24 protein-coding genes are annotated in these 24,498 nt (G+C 37.6%); 7 read left to right on the forward strand and 17 right to left on the reverse strand.

Features of this window, described 5'->3' with window-relative positions:
- The 11 genes from AC6H0V_RS03790 to AC6H0V_RS03840 all read right to left on the reverse strand — a co-directional run bounded on the left by AC6H0V_RS03790 (position 1) and on the right by AC6H0V_RS03840 (position 13,169).
- Positions 1–918 carry a nucleotidyltransferase domain-containing protein gene (locus AC6H0V_RS03790; protein ID WP_497562378.1) on the reverse strand — a complete coding sequence of 306 codons (918 nt, stop codon included), beginning with the start codon at positions 916–918 and terminating at the stop codon, positions 1–3.
- Positions 919–1,552: 634 nt separating this feature from the next.
- The gene (locus AC6H0V_RS03795) at positions 1,553–2,791 is read right to left on the reverse strand and encodes an O-antigen ligase family protein (protein ID WP_497562379.1); all 1,239 of its coding nucleotides are present in this window, start codon (positions 2,789–2,791) and stop codon (positions 1,553–1,555) included.
- A gap of 87 nt (positions 2,792–2,878) precedes the next feature.
- The gene (locus AC6H0V_RS03800; RefSeq protein WP_497562380.1) at positions 2,879–3,988 is read right to left on the reverse strand and encodes a DUF1972 domain-containing protein; all 1,110 of its coding nucleotides are present in this window, start codon (positions 3,986–3,988) and stop codon (positions 2,879–2,881) included.
- On the reverse strand, positions 3,985–5,121 hold the full coding sequence (locus tag AC6H0V_RS03805; protein ID WP_497562381.1) for a glycosyltransferase family 4 protein: 1,137 nt from the start codon (positions 5,119–5,121) through the stop codon (positions 3,985–3,987). The genes AC6H0V_RS03800 and AC6H0V_RS03805 overlap by 4 nt, the downstream gene beginning before the upstream one ends.
- Positions 5,111–6,121 (reverse strand): glycosyltransferase family 2 protein, encoded by a 1,011-nt coding sequence (locus AC6H0V_RS03810; RefSeq protein ID WP_497562382.1) that lies wholly within the window; start codon positions 6,119–6,121, stop codon positions 5,111–5,113. The genes AC6H0V_RS03805 and AC6H0V_RS03810 overlap by 11 nt, the downstream gene beginning before the upstream one ends.
- Positions 6,114–7,778, reverse strand: a complete 1,665-nt coding sequence (locus tag AC6H0V_RS03815) for a hypothetical protein (RefSeq protein WP_497562383.1) — start codon at positions 7,776–7,778, stop codon at positions 6,114–6,116. Before AC6H0V_RS03815 ends, AC6H0V_RS03810 begins: the two co-directional genes overlap by 8 nt.
- Positions 7,779–7,897: 119 nt before the next feature.
- Positions 7,898–9,307 (reverse strand): oligosaccharide flippase family protein, encoded by a 1,410-nt coding sequence (locus AC6H0V_RS03820; RefSeq protein ID WP_497562384.1) that lies wholly within the window; start codon positions 9,305–9,307, stop codon positions 7,898–7,900.
- A 1-nt stretch (position 9,308) separates the two neighbouring features.
- Complete coding sequence (locus tag AC6H0V_RS03825) at positions 9,309–10,115, reverse strand: glycosyltransferase family 2 protein (RefSeq protein ID WP_497562385.1); 807 nt, start codon at positions 10,113–10,115, stop codon at positions 9,309–9,311.
- Between the two features lie 247 nt (positions 10,116–10,362).
- A complete protein-coding gene (locus AC6H0V_RS03830; protein ID WP_497562386.1) occupies positions 10,363–10,950 on the reverse strand; it encodes a DUF4136 domain-containing protein in 588 nt (195 codons plus the stop codon).
- A 307-nt stretch (positions 10,951–11,257) separates the two neighbouring features.
- Positions 11,258–12,247: an aldo/keto reductase gene (locus AC6H0V_RS03835; RefSeq protein ID WP_497562387.1), complete on the reverse strand. Its 990-nt coding sequence runs from the start codon at positions 12,245–12,247 to the stop codon at positions 11,258–11,260.
- A 67-nt stretch (positions 12,248–12,314) separates the two neighbouring features.
- Positions 12,315–13,169: a helix-turn-helix domain-containing protein gene (locus AC6H0V_RS03840; RefSeq protein WP_497562388.1), complete on the reverse strand. Its 855-nt coding sequence runs from the start codon at positions 13,167–13,169 to the stop codon at positions 12,315–12,317.
- Between the two features lie 221 nt (positions 13,170–13,390).
- Here AC6H0V_RS03840 and rpmH point away from each other — a divergent pair, with 221 nt between their 5' ends.
- The 4 genes from rpmH (at position 13,391) to tsaB (ending at position 15,007) form a co-directional block, all read left to right on the forward strand.
- Positions 13,391–13,549 carry a 50S ribosomal protein L34 gene (gene rpmH, locus AC6H0V_RS03845; protein ID WP_055133745.1) on the forward strand — a complete coding sequence of 53 codons (159 nt, stop codon included), beginning with the start codon at positions 13,391–13,393 and terminating at the stop codon, positions 13,547–13,549.
- 84 nt (positions 13,550–13,633) lie between these two features.
- The gene (gene rnpA / locus AC6H0V_RS03850) at positions 13,634–14,029 is read left to right on the forward strand and encodes a ribonuclease P protein component (protein ID WP_497562389.1); all 396 of its coding nucleotides are present in this window, start codon (positions 13,634–13,636) and stop codon (positions 14,027–14,029) included.
- Positions 14,016–14,246: a membrane protein insertion efficiency factor YidD gene (gene yidD / locus AC6H0V_RS03855; protein WP_497562390.1), complete on the forward strand. Its 231-nt coding sequence runs from the start codon at positions 14,016–14,018 to the stop codon at positions 14,244–14,246. The genes rnpA and yidD overlap by 14 nt, the downstream gene beginning before the upstream one ends.
- Before the next feature lie 77 nt (positions 14,247–14,323).
- Positions 14,324–15,007 (forward strand): tRNA (adenosine(37)-N6)-threonylcarbamoyltransferase complex dimerization subunit type 1 TsaB, encoded by a 684-nt coding sequence (tsaB, locus tag AC6H0V_RS03860; protein WP_497562391.1) that lies wholly within the window; start codon positions 14,324–14,326, stop codon positions 15,005–15,007.
- Positions 15,008–15,082: 75 nt separating this feature from the next.
- Here the strand turns inward: tsaB and AC6H0V_RS03865 are convergent, their stop codons facing one another.
- The 3 genes from AC6H0V_RS03865 to AC6H0V_RS03875 are packed head-to-tail and all read right to left on the reverse strand — an operon-like array spanning position 15,083 to position 18,634.
- Positions 15,083–15,616, reverse strand: coding sequence for a hypothetical protein (locus tag AC6H0V_RS03865; protein WP_497562392.1), 534 nt, complete (start codon positions 15,614–15,616; stop codon positions 15,083–15,085).
- A 13-nt stretch (positions 15,617–15,629) separates the two neighbouring features.
- Positions 15,630–17,051, reverse strand: a complete 1,422-nt coding sequence (locus AC6H0V_RS03870; RefSeq protein ID WP_497562393.1) for a DUF5723 family protein — start codon at positions 17,049–17,051, stop codon at positions 15,630–15,632.
- Entirely contained in the window at positions 17,051–18,634 is a 1,584-nt protein-coding gene (locus tag AC6H0V_RS03875; RefSeq protein ID WP_497562394.1) for a hypothetical protein, read from the reverse strand. Before AC6H0V_RS03875 ends, AC6H0V_RS03870 begins: the two co-directional genes overlap by 1 nt.
- An 89-nt stretch (positions 18,635–18,723) precedes the next feature.
- On the opposite strand from AC6H0V_RS03875, the gene AC6H0V_RS03880 reads away from it, so the two are divergent.
- Positions 18,724–19,113: a DUF423 domain-containing protein gene (locus AC6H0V_RS03880; RefSeq protein ID WP_497562395.1), complete on the forward strand. Its 390-nt coding sequence runs from the start codon at positions 18,724–18,726 to the stop codon at positions 19,111–19,113.
- A complete protein-coding gene (gene priA / locus AC6H0V_RS03885) occupies positions 19,113–21,590 on the forward strand; it encodes a replication restart helicase PriA (protein ID WP_497562396.1) in 2,478 nt (825 codons plus the stop codon). Before AC6H0V_RS03880 ends, priA begins: the two co-directional genes overlap by 1 nt.
- On the opposite strand, the gene AC6H0V_RS03890 is transcribed toward priA, so the two are convergent.
- Positions 21,587–22,270: a hypothetical protein gene (locus tag AC6H0V_RS03890; RefSeq protein WP_497562397.1), complete on the reverse strand. Its 684-nt coding sequence runs from the start codon at positions 22,268–22,270 to the stop codon at positions 21,587–21,589. The genes priA and AC6H0V_RS03890 overlap by 4 nt on opposite strands.
- Before the next feature lie 208 nt (positions 22,271–22,478).
- On the opposite strand from AC6H0V_RS03890, the gene AC6H0V_RS03895 reads away from it, so the two are divergent.
- Positions 22,479–23,135, forward strand: coding sequence for a protein-L-isoaspartate(D-aspartate) O-methyltransferase (locus tag AC6H0V_RS03895; protein ID WP_497562398.1), 657 nt, complete (start codon positions 22,479–22,481; stop codon positions 23,133–23,135).
- An 80-nt stretch (positions 23,136–23,215) separates the two neighbouring features.
- Here the strand turns inward: AC6H0V_RS03895 and smpB are convergent, their stop codons facing one another.
- Entirely contained in the window at positions 23,216–23,665 is a 450-nt protein-coding gene (gene smpB / locus AC6H0V_RS03900) for an SsrA-binding protein SmpB (protein ID WP_497562399.1), read from the reverse strand.
- A gap of 8 nt (positions 23,666–23,673) precedes the next feature.
- A complete protein-coding gene (locus tag AC6H0V_RS03905; RefSeq protein WP_497562400.1) occupies positions 23,674–24,498 on the reverse strand; it encodes a transporter in 825 nt (274 codons plus the stop codon).

Here is a 24,498-nt window from a genome sequence, read left to right on the forward strand (position 1 = left end):
TTAAACCAGTTTTACCCCGGTTTGTGCCAAGAGGAAGGCTAATTTGGTCTGATATTTTTCAATAAGTTTAAACTGGAAATTCTTAGGATCTGGCTTGGCAAAATGTGGTGCTGCACACATACCCATAATTGTACCCCTTGAGTTTAATTTTTTCAATGCTGTTTTTTTGCTCCATCTCTTTGCCGTTATTCCCATTAATCTTTTGTCTACCCAACTTCCTACAGCATTGTTGAACAAAAATTCTATACTGCTCTTTAGCAGATGGGGGGCTATTGGCTTTGCCGAGGGATTTCGTATGGCGTTATTGGGCAAGAAATTGGTGATCCAGTTGTTGGCCAAAAAGAAATCTGAAAAGGCATCCTCTCCTTGTAAAGGGATCAATGTTGCTACTTCAATGGCGGTATAAAGGTTTTTTTCTACGATCTCGAGTTCTGCATTATCTATATAATAATTCATGCAGTAATAATGTTGCTTGTTCACTAAAAAAGTGAGTTTTTTGAAAAAATGCATGAAGGTTCTGGCGATCCACAACCTATTTTTTTTGGTAATGATAAACAGATCGATGTCGGAATTTTCATCCGCGAAGTTCTTAGAGAGCGATCCCGAAATCCCTACACCCCTTACATAAGGAAATTTGATAAGAAACTGCCCCACATTTTTTGCTTTTTCCAGTAATTCTTTTGCCTTTTTATTGCCATCATATCTTCTGGTAATAATGAAATCCTCATTTCTTAGGGAATAAAATTTATCAAACTGATAGATTAAATTGCATGAAACCAGTGTATTTATTGCTTCCCTCAACTCCGTTTCATCACACTTGCAGTCCAAAAACAAGAAGATTTCGCTGTATGATAGTGGATAATCAAACATATCGAAATAGGCTAGCGTAGCAACAATGTTTTTCTTGAGGTTTAGCAATTCATTTTTTCTGTTAAAACTGTTTAATAAAAATATACAGTTATATAGAGAACGTTTTTTTTGTTAACTGGGTTGCCTTGCGCTTATTTTCACCACCTTAGACACCTAAGAAACCTAAGTCTCATCCTTAGTTGTCAGTCTGAGCGAAGTCTAAGACCATTAACCTTTTCACCATCTTAGAACATCTAAGTTTTACCACCTAAGTTCCATCCCTCTATTGTCAGTCTGAGCGAAGTCGAAGACCATTTGAACCTTTCGTCAAGTTCAGAGTGGCGCCCTTGAAAACCCGGTAACGGCGCACTGACTTTGCGTTCTTTGCGAATACTTTGCGTCCTCCGCGTTAATTTTTTCACCACCTTAGACACCTCAGAAACCTAAGTCTCATCCTTAGTTGTCAGTCTGAGCGAAGTCGAAGACCATTAACCTTTTCACCATCTTAGAGCATCTAAGTTCTACCACCTAAGTTTCCATCCCTCTATTGTCAGTCTGAGCGAAGTCGAAGACCATTTGAACCCTTCGTCAAGTTCAGGGTGGGGCCGTTGAAAACCCGGTAACTGAATACTGCCTTTGCGTCCTCTGCGTTAATTTTTTCACCACCTTAGGCAACCAAGACACCCAAGTCTCATCCTTAGTTTTAAGTCTGAGCCCGTGTTGAAAAATAAAGCAACGAAAAGAAAAAGCTATAAAAAACAATTCCCTTATCCACATCGAGAATATTTTCTGAAAAGGATACTACGATTATCAAAATAAGGAAACCAAAGAACAAAAAATCGTTGTTTGTAATGCTTGTCCTTAAACCAAAAGCTAGGGTAACCAAGTAAACAAGAAGCCCAAAAATGCCGGCTTTTATCCACATACTCAAAAACTCATTATGTGCATTTAACGAAGCCAAATACGAACGGTAAAACTTCTTTTCGAAATAGCGTGTTCTCAAAAGCTCTGTTTCAGAACCCGCTCCGTGGCCAAATAGCGGTGCTGATGAGATCACTTCCATCGCAACCTGCCAACGCATTAAACGTGGTTCTGTTAAATTTTTAGTTGCCGTAGTGCTGAGATCTTTTTTAAACTCTGTTAAGTAGCGCGCATTAAGGCTGGTAGTGTTATTGATCATTATAAAAAGTAGTGCAGTTAAGGTGATGGTAATTCCCATATAAAAAATACGTTTTTTAGAATGAAGCAAAAAATAGGGAATAGCAAAGTTGATGATCACCAATAAGGCAATAAAGATTGATTTGGAACCCAATTGAAGTATGCCAGCAAGTAAGATGCCACAGCAACATATCAATAAGAGTTTAAATTTGCTGATAGGTCCTTTTAAAACGATAGATAGCAAATAGAGCAATGCCAGAGATAACTGCATCGAAAAATAAGTGGCATGAATGGCAAATGGTTCAGAGAAATTGTGACTAGTGAAGGCTGCGGAAAATAAAGCCGATAAAGGCAAGTGATAATGCCAGATAGTTACTACAGCTTGCAGATAAAGGTAAACGACATATAAGCTCGAAGCTATTGAAAACACCAAAAAAAACTGGTGTCTATATTTGTTAAGGTCAATTGGGTTTAAACAGAATAACAAGGGAATCAATAAAATGAAGGCCTGTTTGCCAATTTCATGATAGCCCGTAACTTTATCGTTGCTGTAAATGGTACTGATTGCTGTAACTAAAAAAATAGAGGCAAGTGCCAAGTTTGGCCATGTAATTATAGGTTTGATGTGCTTTTTTTGTACATGGATGAGCGTATGGATCAAAAGACCTATCAAAATCAAATGGCTATAAAATCTGTCGAACGGTAAGCTCGATAACAACAAAAGAATAAGATAATAACTGACCTTATTTGCCGTATGATCGTTAATTTGAAATAGTTCTTTCATTGGTTTACTTAGTTAGGGCGGCTATAATTGTTGGCGAGTAAATAAGACGGACGCTAATGTCATTACAAAACGATCGATTTACAATTCTTAGAATTTCATCTGACGATAACATTCAATGATAAACTTTTCATAGGCATCGATCACTTTCTCCCAATTAAATTGGTATTGGATTTTAAGTAGATTGTTTTGAACCATTTGATGTTCAGAATTCTTTCGTTTCACACTTTCAACCAGTTTACATACATCAACTGCGTTGCTAAAATAAAACGCATCCCTTTCTAGCACCGATTTATTGAACGGATTGTTATGTGCCGCAATCAGCGCTTCGCTGGCCATTGCTTCAAGAAGGGAGGGATTTGTTCCCCCAACACTATGCCCATGAAAATAGAGGTAAGAATTGTGCTGTAATGAACGAACCGTAGCGTTGTTAAAGTTTGAACCTTTAAACTGGATACGATCCTCGTTCCTATATTTATGGGTAAGAAATTTTCCAAACTTATTTCCCGTATCACCCAAAACTTTGAAAACTTTTTCAGAATTGCTACTTGTGAAGCCATCCAAGATGGTTTCGATATTGTTTTCAGGTTCCATTCTGGCCATCAACAAGAAATATTCTTCCCTGCCTATCTCACTTGCGTTGAATTGCTCTTTTTCTTCAAAGGAATAAAGATCTGCACCATACGGAATGTAGCAACTGTTTACTCCATATTTTTCCTTTAAATAGGATTTTATAATTAAGGAATCAGCGATATAAAATTGACTGTGTTTAATAGCCAATTTCTCTGCATGCCGTAAAAATTGTTGAACAGGTTTGCTGTATTTACTTCTTTTCCATTCCAATCCATCCATATTGGTAATAATTACACTTTTTTTAGGATATAGGTGTCCCCATACCGAACTGCTGGTATAACCCATAATCACGATAACATCGAAACTTCGCTTCCTGGCATCCCTCAAACTATTAAAATCATAGATAAATTGGCCAGCTGTTCCGATTAAATGTTCAGGATCATAACAATGGATAAGATTTACACCTTGCCATTCTTTTTCCTGATAAGGATGGTTATGAGAGTTGTATACTGTAACCGAATGGCCCTTTTGCACAAGACCCGCTCCAATATGTGCGGTGATGTGTTCGAAACCACCGTAATGGTTTGGAATTCCACGTGTGCCGAGTATGGCGATATTCAATTTCATGGGGCTGTAGTTAAAAGATTGTAAAATAGGGCTGCACTGGTTTTCCAGTTATATTTCTCTTTAATTTGTTCAGCAACGTTGTTTAGATAAGTAGCACTTGGGGGAGAGGTGAGCATAGAACTCAACTTATGTTCAAATTCTGCTCTATCCAATGGGTTAAAAAAGTACGGTTCGAAAAAGTCGAAATCTTTCAATGCAGTTGCCTTTGAACATAAAACCGGTTGATGAAATCCCGCGGCCTCCAGTGGCGGGATGCCAAAACCTTCGGCCTTTGAAGCATATACAAAAAGCTTAGAGGCTAGATAAAAATCGTTAAGTGTTGTTTGATCAACTTTTTCTATCCAATGGAAGAATTGACGTTGTTCGGGATCGAGACTTGTAACCAATGAATTAAACTTTGAAACCGAAATGGATTCTGATCCTATGAAAACAAGGGAGATCTGTTGCTGATATAATTTAAGCTTTAAATATGTCTCTAACACTAGCGAATGATTTTTTCGTGGCTCGATCCGACATACATAAAGAATGAAATTTTTGATCCCAAATTCTTTTTCAATCCTTTCCACTGCCTTTTGCCTTACATTATCGGTTATGGGCAAATGGCTATCAATCCCATTTGGGATTACATGTAATTGTTGAAGTGGCACCTGATAATGTTGGTGGATTTGTTGCCTTGAATAATTACTTACCGTAGTCTTAATACTGGCATGTTTAATGCAATACCCAAAACATACATTCCGACTTATGCGATAAGCCCAGCTAAAATCGCTTTTGAAATCGTTAAATATAGTATCATGGAGGGTTACAATGTATTTGCAGTCATTTGTTTGTTTAGGACTGATATATTGGAAATGCGCAAAATCGAACCGGTGTTTTTTTAAGTAAAAAGGAATGTCGAAAACAAAGCGTAATAGCCCAAAGGATCTTTTTTGATAGCACAAAATTCGCTCTGCGGGAAAATGGGGAAATTGCTTTTTGAACTTGGCGACGTCTTGAACCCCAAAATAGATTTCGAGTGTGGGATAATCGACCATTAACTGGGTATATAGGCCTCTTAAGAAGGTTTGCGTACCTTGATATTCCTGATCAAAGACATGTCCATCAACAAATATTTTCAGGCGCTTAGGTACCATGGCTATAATTAGTTGAGTTAATGGAAAGGTCGTGCTTTTGATAGCCCAAGTTGGTTTTGAACAAATGGTATCCTTTGTGTAAAATCCCTTCTGGCAAAAAAGATACAAGAAACAGCAAATAGTTTTTTAGATGAAAAGGACTGATCGATAATGTTTTGCGCAGGTTTTCTCTAGCTTTTATAGGTTGGTAATTGTTCCAGAGGTATTTTTTTCCAAGCAGTGCGTAATAGGCACCTTCCTTAATTCTACCCACATATTGTTTTTTACAGATTTCTATTAATTTAAGCCCGTCATGTCTTGAAATGTCGAGTTGGAGAAGTGCCGTATATTTTATTTTTTTAAATAATCTAGTCCGCCATTTTTCGTCTATCGTAATTGAACCTGGATTAAGCCTAACTTTAATAAGGGCCTGACTTAAATTACAAACGTTCTCATTTTTTATAATGTTTGCCCATAACAAATGATCTTCAAACGTGTAGGCATACTCGTTATAGCCGCCATACTTCGTAATCACCTCTTTTTTGTAAAATACACTGGAGTGGATAAACGGACAGATCTTAGGGTGAAGTGCTAGGATTTCAGTGTAAGTAAGTGCGCTGGGTCTATACGTAAAAATATATTCATCAGCTACGCTCACATAATCAACGCCGGTGCCGATGATAGAATAGCTGGGATTGGCTTGCATAAAATCATATTGTACCTGTAACCGATGGGGATAGCAAATGTCATCAGCATCAAAACGAGCAATATATGCGGCGCTTGCTTGGGTTAAACCGTTATTTAAAGCGGCAGCCACACCTTTATTGGACTGTTCTATTAGCCTGATTCTTTGATCGATAAAACCTTTGATTACAGCTACCGAATTGTCTGTTGAGCCATCGTTAACAATCAATAGCTCAAAATCTTCAAATGTTTGATTTAATACCGATTTAATTGCTTTTTCGATAAATTGGCCTGCGTTGTAAACAGGCATGAGGACCGTGATTTTTGGGCTATTCATTTTCCTCTCCTCCCAAAATTTGAAGTGAAGATTCTTTGATGTTCAATAGTAACATCAGCTCAAATAGCACTAACACAGAGAGTTGTTCAAACCAATAATCTATAAATAAGATTCCAACGAGTAAACACAATAAAGGCACACCATACGTTAATTTCCTCAGATGTTTATAGAAATAACCGAGATAGAAAATGACGAAAAGTACTATGCCTATTATCCCATATTCTGCCAACAATTGGTCATACGCCGAAAAGGGGCTGTTGGTAAGGGAATGATATCCGCTTTGCTTGCTAAAAAAGTAGAGGTAAACATCAAGATGGTTCGAAAGGAAATCTGTATTAATGTAGGTGTATTGCTTAGGATAGTTTCCCGTAATGCCCAAATTGGCTACGCGGAAGGCTAATTTTGATGAGAAATTACCCATTCCATCTCCTAATACGACTTTTGAAGGATGATCGTTAAAAAACTCTAAGGTTTGGCGCAGGCCTATCGCTTTTCCGGGTAAAGAGGGAATGGGTATGCGTTTTGAAGAATAGGGCAAAGAACCCCTATGTTTTTCAATAAACAAGATCATGGGTTCTTGTATTTTTAAAGGAACTTTAATACTCTGGAATGTTGCAGAATGGATATTGTCCTGAGGTAAGAGAATCCTCCCATTTTCATCTTGGATTATAGTTTCATTTTTGTTTGCCAGGCTTTGCGGTGTATTAAGATTTTGTAAACTGGTGATGCTGTCTAAATAGTTGATGGCAAATTTATCTCTCCTTTCGCTCTGCGTTAAGGTAGAATCTGCTCTTTCTGCTAAAGGGATGGGCTTATTTTGCGCTGAGCTGAGGTTTTCCTTCCAATCTTTCTCAAATACTCTTTTGAATGTTTCATTTACATATTTATTGTTTTGGGGAGATACCTTTACCATAAATACCACAAGTAGCAGCAGGCATATGATGATCATGGTTTTCTGGTCTTTCGTACTTTTAAAAATGAAAAGTCCGGCAAGAATAACTAAGAGTATAATATTTGAGAAATTGCTTGCTGTAAAAATGAGCACGATCATGCACAGGATCAACATAGGGTATTGTTTCTTCGTTAAAAAGTAGATTACGCCCATCGCATTTAATATAGCATTGGTTGTGGAGGTATCAAAAGTGACCCCTTTGATATAATCTCCAGTTCCCATAAAATATTTTTGATAGAGCCCTTGGTATAGATAGGGGTTAATCGTGCCAATTTCCCAAATGATCTTAACTAGGTTAAGTGCAGAAAATAACGCATTGATGATGAAAAAAACTATTACTGTTTGGTGTATAATCTCCACTGCTTGTTGATCTACCCTTAATTTTAACTGATGGATAGTTAAAATGCAGAGCAGCCAAAATCCCATCCCGGTTAATAGCACTAAAAGGTAGTGGGGGTTGTTGTAGCTTTTATTTACACACATTGCCAGCAGAGCAAGCATGATTACAAAAGGATAAAAAAGGGGTAGTCTTGAGTTTCTAAAACTAAAACCAAAACGAAGGTTGGGCTGTAATAAATAAATCAGGGCAATTGAAGGAACCTTTATTGCCATTTTTACATTTAAAAAAAATAGCAATAAGAAAAGAAGTTTCCAATCTATTAGATTAGTTAACTTTTTGAAATTTCCACTTGTTAAAACAAACATTCATCCTTTTTTAATGAGAATAGGTTTGCTTAAGTCTTTGGATATGGATTGCTTTTCTACTACTCTCTTTGGAGAATACGAGCGGCCTAATGAATTGGTTGCCTTATGTAGTTTTAGGTTTAAGCCCCTTGGATAAATGCTTTCATCTCACTCCATTTAAATTGTTTTGTGATAAGCACCAACGCAATAAATAATGATAAGGATAAAATCAGGTTCACAAGATAGGCCATTTGTAACTGCTTAAATAGGAAACCACAAAAAAGAGCGCATACCAGAAAGATAATCAGATCAGTTCCTATTGGTTTTAATTCTTGCAGCTGATTTTTTGAAAGATAAAATATGCTCTGTACAATAGTGGCACCTAAAAATGCGATGGCAGCCCCTTCGTTTCCGGCATAAGGCACTAAAATGATATTGAGTAACAGGTTAGACAAAAAGGAAATGATAAAACTAATTAAGATCATCCTCATCCTGCCCTGCGCAAAATAGATGGTCCACAAGAAATTGTTTAGGTAAAGAAAAGGAATACAAAGTGAAAGGAAAAAAATGGTATTAACATTGATCGCCCCATATTTGCCATCAGTAACAAAATCAACCACTGGTTGCCACAATATATTTAATGTTAAACAGCTTAACATGGCTATACCTAACTCTATTTTAATCGCGAACCTAAACTTACCCACAGCCTCACGTCCACTATTGAAAGTTTTAATAAGTCTGGGTAACAACAGAGGTGCTATAGCTAGGAGTGGGAGTGTGGCTATTTCGAAAACTTTATAAGCAAAACTATATTCGGCTAATTTTACGGCAGAAAGCATCACCCCAATAAAAATCCAGTCTAAACGCGACATTAATGCCGTTAACATTACCACTCCGGTTTGGGGCATTGATTCTCGCAATAGAGCCAAATAGGTTCTCTTTTCTAGTGATACGCTAATGGGAACTTTTATGTTTCTTTTGAACAGATACATGCACAAGATAAATTCGGCGATATCTCCAAACACAAAAATTAAAATAGCTTCCTGTAAGGTAACGATCTTAACTAATGCTAAAACCAGCAGTCCTGAACTTCTAACAAGATTAGAAATAACCATCATATAGGCCAATAGCTTAAATTTCTCTAGTCCGTTGGCCAATGTTTTAAAAGGTGTAGAAAAATAGATTAAAAGTTTGCCGGCCCCAATAGTAAGTAGGATGGAATAGAGTTCATTTGCTGGGCGCACCAGAAAGCTGCACAAGATCAAAATGGTAAAAAAGAGAAATCCAGTACTTAAAACATGTAGAAAATAGAGGGATACTATTTCTTTAAGCTCATGATTTGAAGCAATTTTGCGGATTAAAATCTGGTCGATCCCAAGAGTAAGCAGATTAAAAGAAACGAGCATAATGGCTAAAACAAAGTTGATCTTGCCAAAGCTTCCCTTATCTAATTGGGTAGAAAGGATATAGAAGATTACCAATCCACAAAGTTGATTAACAATGAGTTGTATAGCATTTGCCGATAAATTCTGAAGCAGCTTGTTTTTCAAATTATTTATATTCCATATCAAGATCTTTTAGGATCTGTGGTGTGGTGCTCTTAAGTTCTGATTTATGCTGAAGGTGCTTTAAATGCGCATATTTTGTCCAGGTATTTTTATAGATGCTTAAAGCAATGTTCCAACCTTCTATCCCGTCCAAAAACCCCAGTCGAATGATATAATTTCTGATAAATCCGTAAGTAGGAGAAACATAAAGTTTAAAATAGAACCTGTGATGATTCATTGAGTACTCTTCGGCACTAAGACCTGCATAATACATTGCTTTTTGATCACATTCTTCTTTGCTCTGTACGGTATAATGGTTGATGTACCCTTTTAACCGTTTGATGCTTACAAAATTTGGAATGAGTAATTTTTCATGAACTCTAGCCGTAGACCATTCTATGTATGTTCTATTAAATAACCGAATCCTATGATCATTTCCCCAATTTCCGTATCGGATCAGCTTCTTTCCAAAAAAAGACCTAAATTTCATGTCGAAAGCAATTGCTGGATCCTGTAACGGTACGCGATGGAGGGACGCAATCAATTCTTCGTCAGGCACTTCATCCGCATCGAGGCTTAGGATCCAATCGTATTTGGCGTACAGGGCCCCTTTGTTTTTATTTGTCCCATAGCCATTCCATTTTTCCTTAAATACCCTGCACCCCCATTTTTCAGCAAGCTCAACGGTGCCATCTGTACTTCCACTGTCAACAACAATAATGTCATCGCCAATGGCATTACATGCTTGGATACATTTTTCGATATTTTCGGCCTCGTTCTTAGTGATGATGATAATAGAAACTGGGATCATTTCATACTTGCTTTTTATAAGCTAATACTTGCATTCTGCGCATATGGTTGCCTTTGTAGCAAATTATTTTAAAAAAGATAGAGCAGTATGGCACCAACCGTCATCCTTAATTTTACATTTCAAGGTTATCAAGTAAATTGAAGGGGGGGCTGCAATGAGGTTGAATATTGCCAGGCGGCGAGAATTCTTTTAAAAAAATTTTGCAAAAAAAAAGCGCCAGGATTTCTGGCGCTTTATCATATTTCAGCTATTCTGCGCTGAGCTTATTGAAGATACCTTCTACTACTTTCGGGATGTCGTTAATGGCCTTTTCTGGATTGTTAATCTCGCCTTCGGCCCAACCTCTCCAGATCACTTTTCCGCTTTTGCGGTCAATTAGGTCGATCATCACGCTTCCTTCTTTAATTTTCGTCTGTCTGATTTCCGAACCTACATACACCGGATAAGGATTAACATACGAGTAATAATAGAAAGCACGGCCTCTCGAGTAAGCTACCCTAGGTACAAGTCTCGATGGAGCATTGTAGTAAACGGGTTCGTTATATTCCTGGGTGCTGGTCTTTACGTCAGCGGTGTATTTAATCAAAAGGTCAGGATTTCTGTTGTCTAGGCGTAGTCCCCTTTCGGTGAGTGCCTTGCTGGTAGCTTCTACGATACGGTCTGTCGCCACGTCGTTGTCGTATACCTTGTTTGCTTTTGATTTTCCTTCGGGTAGCCAGGCGAAGGTTTGGTAATTTTTGGCTACATTTTTATTTGAAACAGCATGGTAGCTGTAGGTAGAGCAGGCGGTCAGTCCAACTGATAGCGCCAGCAGCATCAAGATTTGTTTTCTCATGGTTTCTGTGTGTTATTTGTGTTGGGTATATTTTTAGCATAATCTCCTCCTTTAATACCACTAACGCAAAATGCATCCCTGTGGATGTGTGATTTTGGGTTTAATGGTTCGTATTTACAATGCGGTGACCGATTACAAAGGTTTATTCTTTGGTGGAATATGATTGGGCGAGAAAGAATATTTTCCGGTGCTTAAAAGGTTAATTTGTTATGTTTTGTCACTATCGCAGAGCTTAGGGTAGTGTGAGTTAAAAAAATAAATAGGCCCGATAAGTTATCGGACCTATTATTCTGAGAACTAGCTAAATTTATTTCCCCAGTGCGCTTAAGAATCGCTCCGGATAGCGGGTGCCTGATACTGTCCCTGCGGGCATGATTGATTCAATACTTTGTAAATCCTCTTTGCTAAGTGTAATATTTTCAGAGGCAATGTTCTCCTCCAAGCGCTTGATGTGTTTTGTTCCTGGTATGGTAATGATATCATCACCTTGTGCCAATACCCATGCAATGGCCAGTTGTGAGGGGGTGCAGCCTTTTTCGGTAGCTAACGCGCTAATCTTCTCTACAAGTTCTAGGTTTTTATAGAAATTTTGGCCTTGATAACGGGGCATGTGTACGCGGCTATCTTTAATATCTTCAGGTTTTTTAAACTCCCCGCTTAAAAACCCGCGACTTAAAGGTGCATAGGCCACTAAACTTATACCTAGTTCGCGGATGGTAGGGAGAACCTCTGTTTCGATATCGCGACTCCATAGCGAATATTCTATCTGTAGCGCAGCGATAGGATGAGCAAGTTGGGCTTTCCTGATGGATGACGCCGAAGCTTCCGACAGCCCAATATACCGAATTACGCCTTTTTGAACGAGTTCTGCCAGTGCTCCGATGGTTTCTTCCATAGGTACATTGGGATCTACCCGTGCCGGTGTATATAGGTCTATGTAATCAGTTTGAAGTCGGCGGAGACTATAAAAAACCGCGTTGCGAAGGTAATCGGGATGACCGCTTATAGGCCCAGGACCCATTGATCCGTTTGGTCCCGGAGCATAAAGCTGACCTGTTTTTACCGAGAGAAATGCTTTTTCTCTTTTGTTCTTGATAGCCTTCCCTATGAGCTGCTCATTGTGGCCAGCGAGGTAATAGTCGGCGGTGTCTAAAAAGTTGTGACCAAGGTCTAGGGCTCTTTCTATTGTAGCGATAGAGTGATCATCGTTGCTTTCTCCATATGCACCAGACATCCCCATACAGCCTAAACCTACTGCTGATACCAGTGGTCCGTTTTTTCCAAGTATTCTGTTCATGATTAATGATTTTATTAGAATCAAAGGTCAGGAAAGCCGAAGTAACTAGACTGGACAGAACATATTATTACCCCGACAAATCCTGTATAAACATCCTTGTAGTTTTACCGGTTTCTTTTTTAAAAAGACGTGAGAAATATTCGGGATCATTAAAGCCAAGGTCGTAAGCTAATTCCTTAATCGAGCTCTCTGAGTAATAGAGCCTGCGTTTTGCCTCAAGAATAAGTCGGCTAGTCATGTATGCCTTGGGTGAAAGCCCCGAGTAGTGCTTTACAATGTTGTAAAGGCTATTGGTATTTAATGAAAGTTTCTTTGCGATTTGGGTGATTGGTACCTGACTAGTAAGATTTTCTTCGATGAAAAGTTTAAACCTAATATACTGGGTTAGTTTCTCATCTGCAGGACTCTTATCGACGTCAAAATATGCGGCATTAATTTCAGTTAATAGACTGTTTAAGTGCGCTAAAATCAGTTCTGGCTGAGTGTCCATTTTGCTGAGCAACGCAGTTAATAGTTCAAATATAGATTGTAGTCTTTGGGCTGCAGGTGCATCGAATTGTATCTTGTGCTTGTTATAAGGGTTAACCAGAAAAGGGTATTGTTTTGGGAGTAGTGACAGGCAATCTTCATCAAATCCGATCTTAAAATATGCCGTACCTTTTCCCTCGGTGGGCAACTGATGGATTTGGTGTGGAAGCACAAAAAGAAGCTCATTGTTTTTGAGATCATACGGATGGAGGTCTACAACATGCGTAGTCTTACCTTCAACCATCAAAAGGAAATAGTAAAGTGAGTTTCGATGGATATGATTATATCTTTGGTGGGCTTCCGATGAAAGATGGCCAAAATCAGGGGTTACGATAAGAATGCCAAGCTTATCGTTTTGTTTATAAAGCTTAAGTAAAGACTCGTTATTCTGCATTTAGTAAATGTAAAGAAAATAATAGTTAAGGTTTGACCATCGTGAGAGTTTAGCTGGTGCTTAGTAAGCTACTACATCATGATAGTTTTTCCATAAAAACATCCTATATTTTCGGTAAAGGCGAAACCAAAAAATAATTACCCCCGCACTTGCATTTATAGAAAAATCGCTTTATATTTGCACCTCTTATTTAAAAATACTAGTTAAGATATTATACAGTTATGAAAAGAACATTCCAACCTTCGCAAAGAAAGAGAAGAAACAAACATGGCTTCCGCGAAAGAATGGCTACAGCAAACGGTAGAAGAGTATTAGCTTCTCGTCGTGCAAAAGGAAGAAAAAGATTATCAGTTTCTGACGAGCGTCGTCACAAAGCATAATTTTTGATTGACACTTGTTTTGGGTGTGAGCAGTAATTATGCTGTGGTAATGCCAAAGGCATCCCTTTGGGACAATCAAAAAAAATGAACAAATTTAAAAAAGAAGAACGTTTATGTAGCAAAAAGTCGTTAGACCTGCTATTTAAAAAAGGTTCTTCTTTTTTAGTATATCCCTTTCGTATTACCTACTTAATGGTAGCTGAGCCCCATATATATCCAGTTCAGTTGGTAATAAATGTAGCAAAGAAACGCTTTAAGCATGCGGTAGACCGTAACCTTATCAAGCGGAGAACACGAGAAGCCTATCGTTTACAGAAAGAATCACTACTTTATCCTTCCTTAATCAGTGTTGATGAATTATTGCTCCTATCTATACAATTTATAGGTAAGGAGAAATATGATTATCAGATTTTTGAAAAAAAGCTGGCCTTAAGTCTTAAGAAACTGATTACCCAAATTAATCAGGATGAAAGTAATTAAACTTGTTTTTTCTTGGTTGTTTCTGGGCATTATCCGCTTATATCAACTATTATTGTCGCCCTTGTTAGGGGCAAGCTGCAGATATACCCCTACCTGCTCACAGTACGGCATTGAGGCCATCAAAAAACACGGACCATTTAAAGGTGGTTGGTTAACGCTAAAAAGAATCGCCAGCTGCAACCCATGGGGTGGGCATGGGCATGATCCAGTGCCCTAGTGCAGGGTGTTTGGCGTAAGGCGTTTTGCTCGCCCAACGCTTTTCGCTTAACTATTCTTTCCTTATCTTTACCCTCCATGTCTACAATACTTCAAATCGAAACTGCTACCCCTGTCTGTTCTGTTGCCCTGGCTGTAAATGGCGTAACAATTGCTTTAAAAGAAGAAACAGCGCAAAATATTCATGCCTCCCATATCACTTTGTTTATTGAGGAAGTAATGCAAAGGGCCCAAATTAGTTATGATGCCTTAGATGCCATTGCCGTTAGTAAGGGCCCCGGATCCTATACCGGTTTAAGAATTGGCGTTTCTACTGCCAAAGGTTTATGTTTCGCGCTTGATAAACCACTAATTGCTATTAATACCCTCGAAATGATGGGTAATGGTTTTTTAAGCCAGAATCCTAATTATGACGGCTTGATCTGTCCGATGATCGATGCGCGGAGAATGGAAGTGTTTACCGCTCTTTACACCAATAAATTACAGGAAGTTGAAAATGTGCAAGCGAAAATAGTAGATGACAAGAGTTTCGTAGATGTATTAGACCAACATTACATAACTTTTATAGGGAACGGAGCTGAGAAATGTGAAGCTGTAATCAACCACCAGAATGCACAGTTCTTAACCGCTAATTTTAACTCGGCTACTCATATGAGCAATTTGGCCCAAAATGCATATGTGCAAAAAAACTTTGAAGACGTTGCTTATTTCGAGCCGTTTTATTTAAAGGATTTTGTATTTACTACGCCGAAAGGGAAATAAGACAGTTATTGAAATGAGAGAAGAAATAAACTCAACCTTCTCCCAAAGGGATGCCTCTGGCACAACATTTTACCCCTAACTTGATTTAAAAACTTCTTTTTTAACTATTCCAAACAAACCTATCACAGCATACAGGGCCACAATCCCTACTATTGCCCATTTCATCATCGAAACAGTTACCATTATGGTTAGGCCAAAGGGCGAAAAGCTTCCGTTAAGTACACCGAGCATAAATCCGTTTTCCACTACATCGAGAAGGGCGGCTAAGATGGCGAACCGACTAAATAAGAATCCAAACTTGCCATATTTTGGCAGCTTATGGTAGATCAACTTGCAGATGTTGTACAGCAGCCAACCATAAAAAAAGAGAAATAGGAAATCCCAATAGGTATTGAGTTTAGCGGTTTTGATCAATCCTAAAGTCTCGGTTTGTTTGGGTGCCCAAGCCGTTAAAATAGTATTTACCTTTGTGGGGCTATCCGCAAATTCTAAATCAATTATTCCCCTTGGAGTTGCATTGGTTTTTAATGATTTGCCAGTTGTGTTCATGATAAGCAACATTATCACAAACCCCAAAATAGAAATGAAAAATTTAAGCTTTTGTATCATGATAATTAGTTAATTAGTATGACTTTCGTTGAAAAAAGCTAAACAAACTTCTAAAAAATCCCTTGTACTGCCGCTCTCCATTAACTCCGGGCATTTTGCTAAAATTCATGGGATGTTCTACAACCGGACCAAATTTAATTCCCAAACCCAAATAAACAGAGGCCCCAATGTATCCCGTGCCAATCGAGGCGTCAGCTGCCTTAAGTCCCCTGGCCGTAGATAAGGTTTTTCCAATATTATCGGTGCCTATAAAAAACTCAAAATTAGGACTTTGGTACATTCCCTGTACCCCGAACATAATAAAATCATCAAAATTATATGCCGGGGTTAAGCTTGCAGAAATAGGGCCATATTTAAAGTTGTTTACCAAAGCAATATCTCCGCCCGAATGGAAAAGGTTCTTAGAAATGATCAGGCTTGGCTTGTAGAAATTAAAGGTCCTTGAGATTAAAAAATCCGCTTTGGCATTGGTTGCTGAGTAGAAGCCTTTTTGTTCATCTGCGTCGTTTACAATATCTGTAATCTCTTGGTTAATGTCATTACTTGTATTGGAGGATGCACCAAAAATGCTTTTTATCGTATTAAATTTTACTACATGCGATTTCTTATTCCATTTTATAAATCCAAGGTCTTTAATGTTCCCCATAATGTAAAAACCTGAGATGGAATTATAAGTGGTACCAATGCTAATTGCTAGTCCGGGGTTTTTAAAGGTGGGATAATAATTCAAACTGTCTGCTTCCTTATCATCCAAAAAATTTGCTCTATAACTTCCAGCAATTCCTATATCTAATCTGTCATTAACTATATCGCTATTTAGATAAGAATGATCAAGTTGAAGTTCGTTATAGGCTACTCCACTCAAAAGACTAAGTTTTACACCGAGCGCTAATCTTTTATCCCAGTTTTCTCTCACACTCACACTAAATTGATGGTAGGTTTGCTGGTATCCATGGGTTTTAAATACATCGGTGTAAGGAATTGAAGCAAAGCGTTTGTAGCTATCCAGCACCGCTAACCCCTCGTTGGTGTACTTAATCAAGGCGTCGGACCTGATCTGCCATGCAAAACCAAATTCTTGATTGTATTTATAATGCCTAAAGATCTTAAACGTGGCAACATATATATTTGTGTTTTCAAAGAGCGTATTGGGGATTCCATTATCAATTGCCAAATCCCTGGTGCTAAAAATATGTTCGTTCATGGCCCTTCTCACCACATCTTGGGCATCTCCTTTATTGGCAGCATTCAAATTTAGCGTGGGGAAAAGAAAATTTGAGGCATATTTACGAGAGGTATCAAGTTTAAAAGTTTTTACGGCTGGATTCTCAAAGCCTTCGAACATTGTACCTGTGTTGTACAATCCGTAATGCTGTGCACTCAGCTTGCTTATGGTTAGAAGTAATCCAAGAAATAAAACGTATCTTTTATTCATTACCTGTTAGGGTTATTTAATCTTAAAGTATCAATCTCGTTAATTTTTTCTCCTTTTTTAGCAAGTAACAAATTGCTTAAAAACTTTCCTTTATCACCAGAAAGCTGATAGCAAAAAGCATTAAATATTTTATACCCTTTTGCAGATTGGTATTGTCTATAATAAGGCAGTTTTAAGTTTCTTCCAAATATATCGTTTGAGTTTTTATTGTTTACATAGAATGAAATCGTGGCAGAAGAAGAAAGTTGATTGCTAAAACTGATGTAATCCTCATCATTGATAAGCAATTGATTTGCTCTATAGCTATTTAAAAATACCTGAATGCTACTGGCATTATTCGCTAAAATCAAATAGTTATCTATTATGGTAAAAAATGGGCGCTCAAATTTTTTGAAAGGTTCGCCATAAAACGTAAATGGAATATCGTTTTCCTTAAATATCCTGATATCCGTTGCGTATTCGCTACTTAGATCCAACAACAATTGATTCACCTTTTCACCATTATTTAACGCTACGGCTCCAAATTTTTCTCCGGTATTTAATTGAAAGGTAACGATTTGATTCCTGAAATATTTTGGTAAAACCTCTACTAAATTAAGCCTGTACTTATCGGTGATGGCCTGCATGTTTTTTTCAATTTTTTCATTTTCTTTATTTAATGCAAACCATTGGTCAAGCCCCTTTCGCCATTGCGCATAGTCAGAAATGGCATAAATGGTATAACTAGCAGTTTTTTGCGGCAAAATATTAGCAATGGTAAGCTGCTGGTCTGGGAAGTTGGTAAACAACGTATAAAAATTTTGGGTGTCGTTTACTGTGGTGTTGCCATTGAAGAGCAACTTTTCTTTACTAAAATTGTAATTAAGGGCAGCATAGGTATCCTGTTTGTTGAAGATGTTTAATTCACCCGTTAAATTATTGGCCAAAATAGTTGACAAAAAAGATGGCATCTGCTTAAAATTGAGATAAAGATTGGCCAAATTATTTTTGTTAAAGCGGGAGTTTGTTTTAATATAGGTTACAAATGGGAGATTGTTTTGTTGTTCTTTTAACAACGAAGTAATTTCTGATGCACTATTAGAAACCAATACCAGCCTGTTTTTTATGCCTATAAAAACTGAAGTGCTATCGCTAAACCTGAGTTCGTATGTGGCGCCTGTAGGCTTTATTTGGATGGCTTTTGAATCTAAAGCTCCAACCAGGCCCTCGAGTTTTAGATCAGCTTTCAACTGGGTAGCGATAACAAAGTTGGTCTCATTAACTCCCGCAGAAAAACCGATAAAAGTTTTTTGACCATCTATCTTATTAAAAATACCTGGCCTATCGATAAAGTGTGTTCTTAAATTTTTTAATTGATTTGATTTGGATTCTCCTAAAATATGCTGGAACAGATCTTGCCCGTTTAAAATTTCGTAAAAGCTTTTGTCGTTCTCAAAACTGAAAACCACTGCGCAATTTTTTGTAACGGCATACAGCGACATATCGTCGGCATTTTTGTCTGTATTTAAATTCGAAAAATACAGATAGGCCATCGCTATTGTTCCCAGTAACAAAATCCCTATGGTAACGTATATCTTTTTCATGGTGTGAACTACAAATTTAATTTAATTTTGGGATTACAGAGATTATAAGGGCATTTTCTTAATTTAGCCCTAGATAAAGCCGATCAGATATGAACAAACGATTAATCCTCACCGCTGCCTTTTTTGGAGCCTTAGCAGTTATATTGGGCGCATTTGGGGCCCATCGCCTCAAAGGCCTGGTTGATAGTACGAGCTTAGCGGTTTGGCAAAAGGGTGTCGAATATCAGTTCTATCATGTTTTTGCACTATTATATCTCTCCACATTTGCCCGATATAAGAATAAGCTTATCAACATATCCTTTATTTTCTTTACTGCTGGTATCATCCTGTTTTCTGGCTCATTATATGCCTTAACAATCGCCAAGGTATTTCACCATCCAGATTTCGGAAGCTTTTTAGGTCCATTAACCCCAATTGGAGGTTTGTGTTTACTATTGGGATGGATTTTTCTATTTCTGGCCGCCTTAAAAGATAAGTAATGCAATTTGCGAATTCGTTTGGTTTTGAGGAGCGAGAGACACTTTTTGTTGAAGTGATCTTACCGCTATCATTAAGTATAAACTATACTTATCGGGTTCCTTTTGAACTAAATGAACGCATAGCGATAGGAAAACGCGTGGTGGTTCAGTTTGGTAAACATAAAATATATACCGCACTGATCAAAAGGATTGGTAAACTGCCCCCAGAAGTTTATGAAGCCAAATACCTTATTGATGTTATTGATGATCAGCCTGTAATTACCGAAAAGCAGTTCGAATTTTGGAATTGGATTACCTCTTACTATTTGTGCAATGAAGGCGATGTGATGGCTGCCGCCTTGCCCACTGGTTTGAAATTGGCCAGTGAAACTATTTTGGTATTGAAGGATGAACTCCCTACAACACTTGATTTAACAGAAAAGGAGTCGCTGATTGTTGATGTTTTGCATAAGCAGCCCCGAATTACCTTAGACGATGTAATAGCATTGTTAGGGCAAAAAACGGTTTATCCCATCATTAATTCATTAATTGGTAAAGAAGTAATTTATATTGCCGAAGAAGTAATTGAGAAGTACAGGCCTTTATTAAAATCGTTTGTTACACTAAATCCGTTTTACAGGGAAGAAGAAAATCTTAAACAACTGTTTAATGTGTTAGAAAAAGCACCAAAGCAAATGGATGCGCTACTGGCCTACCTTAAACTCGCCAAAACAGATCCTATAATCCCTAAACAGCGCTTATTGGAAGAAAGTGGGAGCGGTCAAACTGCACTTAAATCTTTAATCGATAAAGAAATATTTAGCTTGGAAAAGCGTCAGGTAAGCAGGCTTAACGATACCCATGAAGAGTTTGAGGTAAATTTTAAACTTAGTGACGCTCAACAGATTGCGTTTAAAGAAATAGATGATCAATTTAAGGAGAAGGATGTGGTATTATTGCATGGAATTACTGCATCCGGGAAGACCCAACTTTATATTAAACTAATCGAAACAGCAATTGAAACAGGAGGGCAAGTGCTATTCCTCTTGCCCGAAATAGCTTTAACCACGCAGATTGTTGAACGGATTAAACATTATTTTGGGGAAAAAATTGGTGTTTACCATTCAAAGTTTAACGATAACGAAAGAGTTGAAATTTGGAATAAAGTGCTTAGTGGCGCTTATCAGGTAGTTCTCGGCGCAAGGTCTGCTGTGTTTTTGCCATTCAATTCATTAAAATTAATTGTTGTTGACGAAGAGCATGAATCCTCATATAAACAACACGAGCCCGCACCGCGGTATCAAGCTAGAGATGCCGCCATATTTTTAGCTCACCTGCACCAGGCAAAAGTGGTGTTAGGCTCGGCCACACCAGCTATCGAAAGTTATTACAATGCAATTAACGGAAAGTATGGACTAGTTTCATTAAACGAAAGATTTGGTGGTGTACAATTGCCCTTACAGGAAGTGGTAAGCATAGCTGAAGAAACTAAGCGAAAAAAAATGACTACCTATTTTACAAGTGTGCTTATTGACGATATGACCAAGGCACTTGAAAATAAAGAACAAATTATCCTATTTCAAAATCGTAGGGGATATGCTACCATTTTAATATGTGCAACCTGTGGATACGCACCTAAATGTGTAAACTGCGATGTGAGCTTAACCTTTCATAAAACTAGTGGTAAGCTACATTGTCACTATTGCGGGTACCATCAAAACAGCATCACTATTTGTCCGGCATGTGGATCAGTCCATATCGAACAAAAAGGATTTGGAACCGAACGAGTGGAAGAAGAATTGAGCATGATCTTTCCCGAGGTTAAAATTGCACGTCTAGACCTCGATAGTACGCGTACCAAAAATGCTATGCAGCAGATTATTTCAGATTTCCAGGACAAGAAAACGCAGATCTTGATTGGTACACAAATGGTAGCCAAAGGGCTCGACTTTGATAATGTGAGCCTAATTGGAGTAATTAATGCAGATACCTTGCTCAACTACCCTGATTTTAGAGCTTTTGAAAGGAGCTATCAATTGCTCGCTCAAGTTGCAGGCAGAGCTGGAAGAAGGGATAAACAAGGCAAAGTGTGCATTCAGGCCTATGATGATGATCATAGAATTATTAAGCAGGTAATCGAAAATAATTATTTGGAAATGTACAATGATGAGATGGATGAAAGGAAACAGTTTAACTATCCTCCATTTACCCGACTTATTTTTATCAATGTAAAGCATAAAGATCCGAATGTGCTGAATGTTGCGGCCCAATATCTCGCCAACGCGCTAAAATTGCAACTAGGTAATCGCATTTTAGGTCCGGAACAACCTTTGATTGCCCGGATTAGAAATTACTACATTAAGCAGATCATCATTAAAACAGAGAAAAGTGCGGCTATACAAAAAGTAAAAATGGTGGTAAAAGAAACCATCAAAGATTTTAATGCACAAAAAGACTTTAAAAGCGTAATTACTCAAATAGACGTAGACCCTTATTAGTTTTTGTTTACCAATTGTACTTGAACACCAATAGAAATTGGATTGAGTAAATACTCCCATTTGTTGTACTTTACAAAGGAGCGGGTATTAAAAGCATCTTGTTGGATAGTTTCCTGCCTTTCATAAGAATAGTAAAAATCTATACTGGTTTCTGCAAACAAAGAAACTTGTTTAATAGGAGAATACTTAATTCCAAGTATTGGAGCCAGCACTAACCCATTTTTTTCCGTATCCACATTATATGGAGCCGCTGTAGTTTTGGGATTTACATTCCTCACCTCTCCACCAAAACTCGCGTTTCTAAATCCAAAATCAGCACCAAAATAGGGCTGGATCTGGGTGTAGTTGAAGTTCTTTTCGAAGCCTACGGTAAACGAATAATCCTTAACTTTTCCTTCTGCAATCTCACAAGCAGCACATTGATTAGCGAATGACATGTTTTTCCTATAATAACTGCCCTTCAATCGGTAGCTTATTTGATTATCGTTAAATTTTATCAACAAACTATTTAAATAGGAATTGGTATAATCCCGACTATCGGTTTGATTTAAAATTTTTGGCAGCTGAAACATGCTATATGCTTTCATTCCGATGCTATAATTATAGTTTCCATCCAATTGAGCAAAAGCAGAATAAGAGATTAATAAACAAAAAGTGAGTAATAACACTAGTTTTTTCATGCAGATGAGATAGTTGTCAATTCCAAAAATAGAAATTAATTATCACTTACTTGTAAATAAGCGCAATAATAGTATAATTACTAGCTATCTTGATTTTTATGAAAAATATGATTCTTTAAGATTGATTGTGTGCCGATTAGATTTTAGAAGCGTTTAATATTGATAGATTTTAGGTAGATTAAGATTGAAAAAGTATTTTTGGGGCTAAATGGCGTATAAATTTATTGACAATTACAGGGAACAAGGGGCAAGAAAAAAATTGGTATCCTTGCTTAGAGATAGAGGCATAGCCGATGAACGTGTTTTAAAGGCAATTGGAAAAGTGCCCCGCCATTTTTTCTTCGACGAAACTTTTTGGAACCAGGCCTACAAAGACATTGCTTTCCCAATAGGGGATGGACAAACCATTTCCCAGCCCTATACCGTAGCCTATCAAACCGAGTTGTTGCATATCCAAAAAAATGATAAGGTCTTAGAAATTGGTACTGGATCCGGTTATCAGACATGCATTTTAATGGAACTTGGGGCAAAAGTTTTTACCATTGAAAGACAAGAGAACATTTATAACCATACCCTCAAAGTTTTGCCGGGGATGGGATATAAGGCGCACTTCTTTTTGGGCGATGGCTCTAAAGGAATTGCAGAACATGCCCCTTACCATAAAATTATTGTAACTGCAGGAGCTCCATTTGTGCCAGAAATATTGTTGAAACAACTTAAAATTGGAGGGGTGTTGGTAATCCCAGTGGGGGATGAGAAATCGCAAAAAATGATTACCGTTATTCGTGTAACCGAAAACGATTATGATAAAATAGAGCTCGATACCTTCAGGTTCGTGCCCTTAGTGGGCGATCAGGCGTGGTAAATTAGTTCATTAGTTCACTTGTTCATGAGTTCACTAGAGTAGATATCATCACTAATGAACTAATGATACCAATGAACCAATTAAACTTTCATCGCCCTATCCATTTCCCTCTTGCTTTCCCTATCCTTGATGCTATCTCGCTTATCGAATTCTTTTTTTCCTTGAGCTATTGCGATTTCGATTTTTGCAAAACCTCTTTCATTGGTGAAAATTCTTAAGGGAACAATGGTAAATCCTTTTTCTTCGCCCTTAACCTTTAGTTTTTTCAATTCTTTTTTATGCAGCAGCAAAACCCGGTCTCTTTTAATATCATGATGGTGAAATGAGCTATGGCTATATTCTGAGATATGCAGATTTCTAACATAAAGTACATCACCGATAAACATGCAAAAAGCATCGGTCATGTTCGCTTTACCCTGTCTAATTGCTTTAATTTCAGTGCCTAACAAAGCTAACCCAGCAACATAACTATCTAAAATGTGGTAATCGAAATAGGCTCTTTTATTCTTTATCTGGATCTCGTTCTTCATAATAATTGCTAATATCTGAAAGAAAAGCCGATAAAATATACTTTATCTGTGTTTTTGGTAAGGCCCAGATTAAAACCAACATCAAATTTTACGTTTGGCGTTACCGAATAACCAAATCCCCCGTTAACTGAAACCTGAGCTTTTTTTTCTTCAAAATCATACTCATAGAAACTTTCGGCAAAAGTTTCTAATTTATCGGTTAATTCCTTCCCAATTACCAAGGATTGAAGTATACTCCCATGATAACCTGATCTTGTGGTCGATTTAAGCAGATCAAATTGCACTTGGGTACCCAGGTTAAATTTATTCCCTAATTCTAAACTAAAAGGAAAAACAATTCCTCCTTCAGTGTAATCTTTATCTTTACTTGTTGGAAAATCTACATAGGGCATTATGGCGAATGCCGTTTTGCCCCCATCATTTCCCCACAGATTATACTTTAATCTTAAAGTTAAATCGCCAAAACCAGTCGTTTCATCAAATTTATTCCCGTCAACATCTTTATCATATTGGTTTACATAGCTTCCAACAACTAATTGGACGTCTACATTTTTAGCTAATCCCAATTTTAAATTAGCGAGGTTAAAATTGTTTTCAACTGTGGTAATGCCATTGCTTTTATTGCTTGAAGTTTTAAATAGGTCTGTTTCTAGTTGGAAATGCCCGGCATCTACAGAGTTTGGACTTTCAGTTATATCAGGCCTATCCGTACTCATATCCCTCATTTTTTCTCTGGGTACAGGATTAAATAAGTTATATTTCTTCTCGGTTTGGGCAAAAACTTCACTCTGTATAACTATAATTAATAGGGTAAAACATATTATTTTTCTCAT

The organism is Pedobacter sp. NO84 (genome assembly GCF_059703915.1).

Coding starts and splice junctions, on each gene's coding strand:
- AC6H0V_RS03795 (WP_497562379.1), bottom strand. CDS start 2,791: ATGAAAGAACTATTTCAAATTAACGATCATACGGCAAATAAGGTCAGT.
- AC6H0V_RS03800 (WP_497562380.1), bottom strand. CDS start 3,988: ATGAAATTGAATATCGCCATACTCGGCACACGTGGAATTCCAAACCAT.
- AC6H0V_RS03805 (WP_497562381.1), bottom strand. CDS start 5,121: ATGGTACCTAAGCGCCTGAAAATATTTGTTGATGGACATGTCTTTGAT.
- AC6H0V_RS03810 (WP_497562382.1), bottom strand. CDS start 6,121: ATGAATAGCCCAAAAATCACGGTCCTCATGCCTGTTTACAACGCAGGC.
- AC6H0V_RS03815 (WP_497562383.1), bottom strand. CDS start 7,778: ATGTTTGTTTTAACAAGTGGAAATTTCAAAAAGTTAACTAATCTAATA.
- AC6H0V_RS03825 (WP_497562385.1), bottom strand. CDS start 10,115: ATGATCCCAGTTTCTATTATCATCATCACTAAGAACGAGGCCGAAAAT.
- AC6H0V_RS03830 (WP_497562386.1), bottom strand. CDS start 10,950: ATGAGAAAACAAATCTTGATGCTGCTGGCGCTATCAGTTGGACTGACC.
- AC6H0V_RS03835 (WP_497562387.1), bottom strand. CDS start 12,247: ATGAACAGAATACTTGGAAAAAACGGACCACTGGTATCAGCAGTAGGT.
- AC6H0V_RS03840 (WP_497562388.1), bottom strand. CDS start 13,169: ATGCAGAATAACGAGTCTTTACTTAAGCTTTATAAACAAAACGATAAG.
- rpmH (WP_055133745.1), top strand. CDS start 13,391: ATGAAAAGAACATTCCAACCTTCGCAAAGAAAGAGAAGAAACAAACAT.
- rnpA (WP_497562389.1), top strand. CDS start 13,634: ATGAACAAATTTAAAAAAGAAGAACGTTTATGTAGCAAAAAGTCGTTA.
- yidD (WP_497562390.1), top strand. CDS start 14,016: ATGAAAGTAATTAAACTTGTTTTTTCTTGGTTGTTTCTGGGCATTATC.
- tsaB (WP_497562391.1), top strand. CDS start 14,324: ATGTCTACAATACTTCAAATCGAAACTGCTACCCCTGTCTGTTCTGTT.
- AC6H0V_RS03865 (WP_497562392.1), bottom strand. CDS start 15,616: ATGATACAAAAGCTTAAATTTTTCATTTCTATTTTGGGGTTTGTGATA.
- AC6H0V_RS03870 (WP_497562393.1), bottom strand. CDS start 17,051: ATGAATAAAAGATACGTTTTATTTCTTGGATTACTTCTAACCATAAGC.
- AC6H0V_RS03875 (WP_497562394.1), bottom strand. CDS start 18,634: ATGAAAAAGATATACGTTACCATAGGGATTTTGTTACTGGGAACAATA.
- AC6H0V_RS03880 (WP_497562395.1), top strand. CDS start 18,724: ATGAACAAACGATTAATCCTCACCGCTGCCTTTTTTGGAGCCTTAGCA.
- priA (WP_497562396.1), top strand. CDS start 19,113: ATGCAATTTGCGAATTCGTTTGGTTTTGAGGAGCGAGAGACACTTTTT.
- AC6H0V_RS03890 (WP_497562397.1), bottom strand. CDS start 22,270: ATGAAAAAACTAGTGTTATTACTCACTTTTTGTTTATTAATCTCTTAT.
- AC6H0V_RS03895 (WP_497562398.1), top strand. CDS start 22,479: ATGGCGTATAAATTTATTGACAATTACAGGGAACAAGGGGCAAGAAAA.
- smpB (WP_497562399.1), bottom strand. CDS start 23,665: ATGAAGAACGAGATCCAGATAAAGAATAAAAGAGCCTATTTCGATTAC.
- AC6H0V_RS03905 (WP_497562400.1), bottom strand. CDS start 24,498: ATGAGAAAAATAATATGTTTTACCCTATTAATTATAGTTATACAGAGT.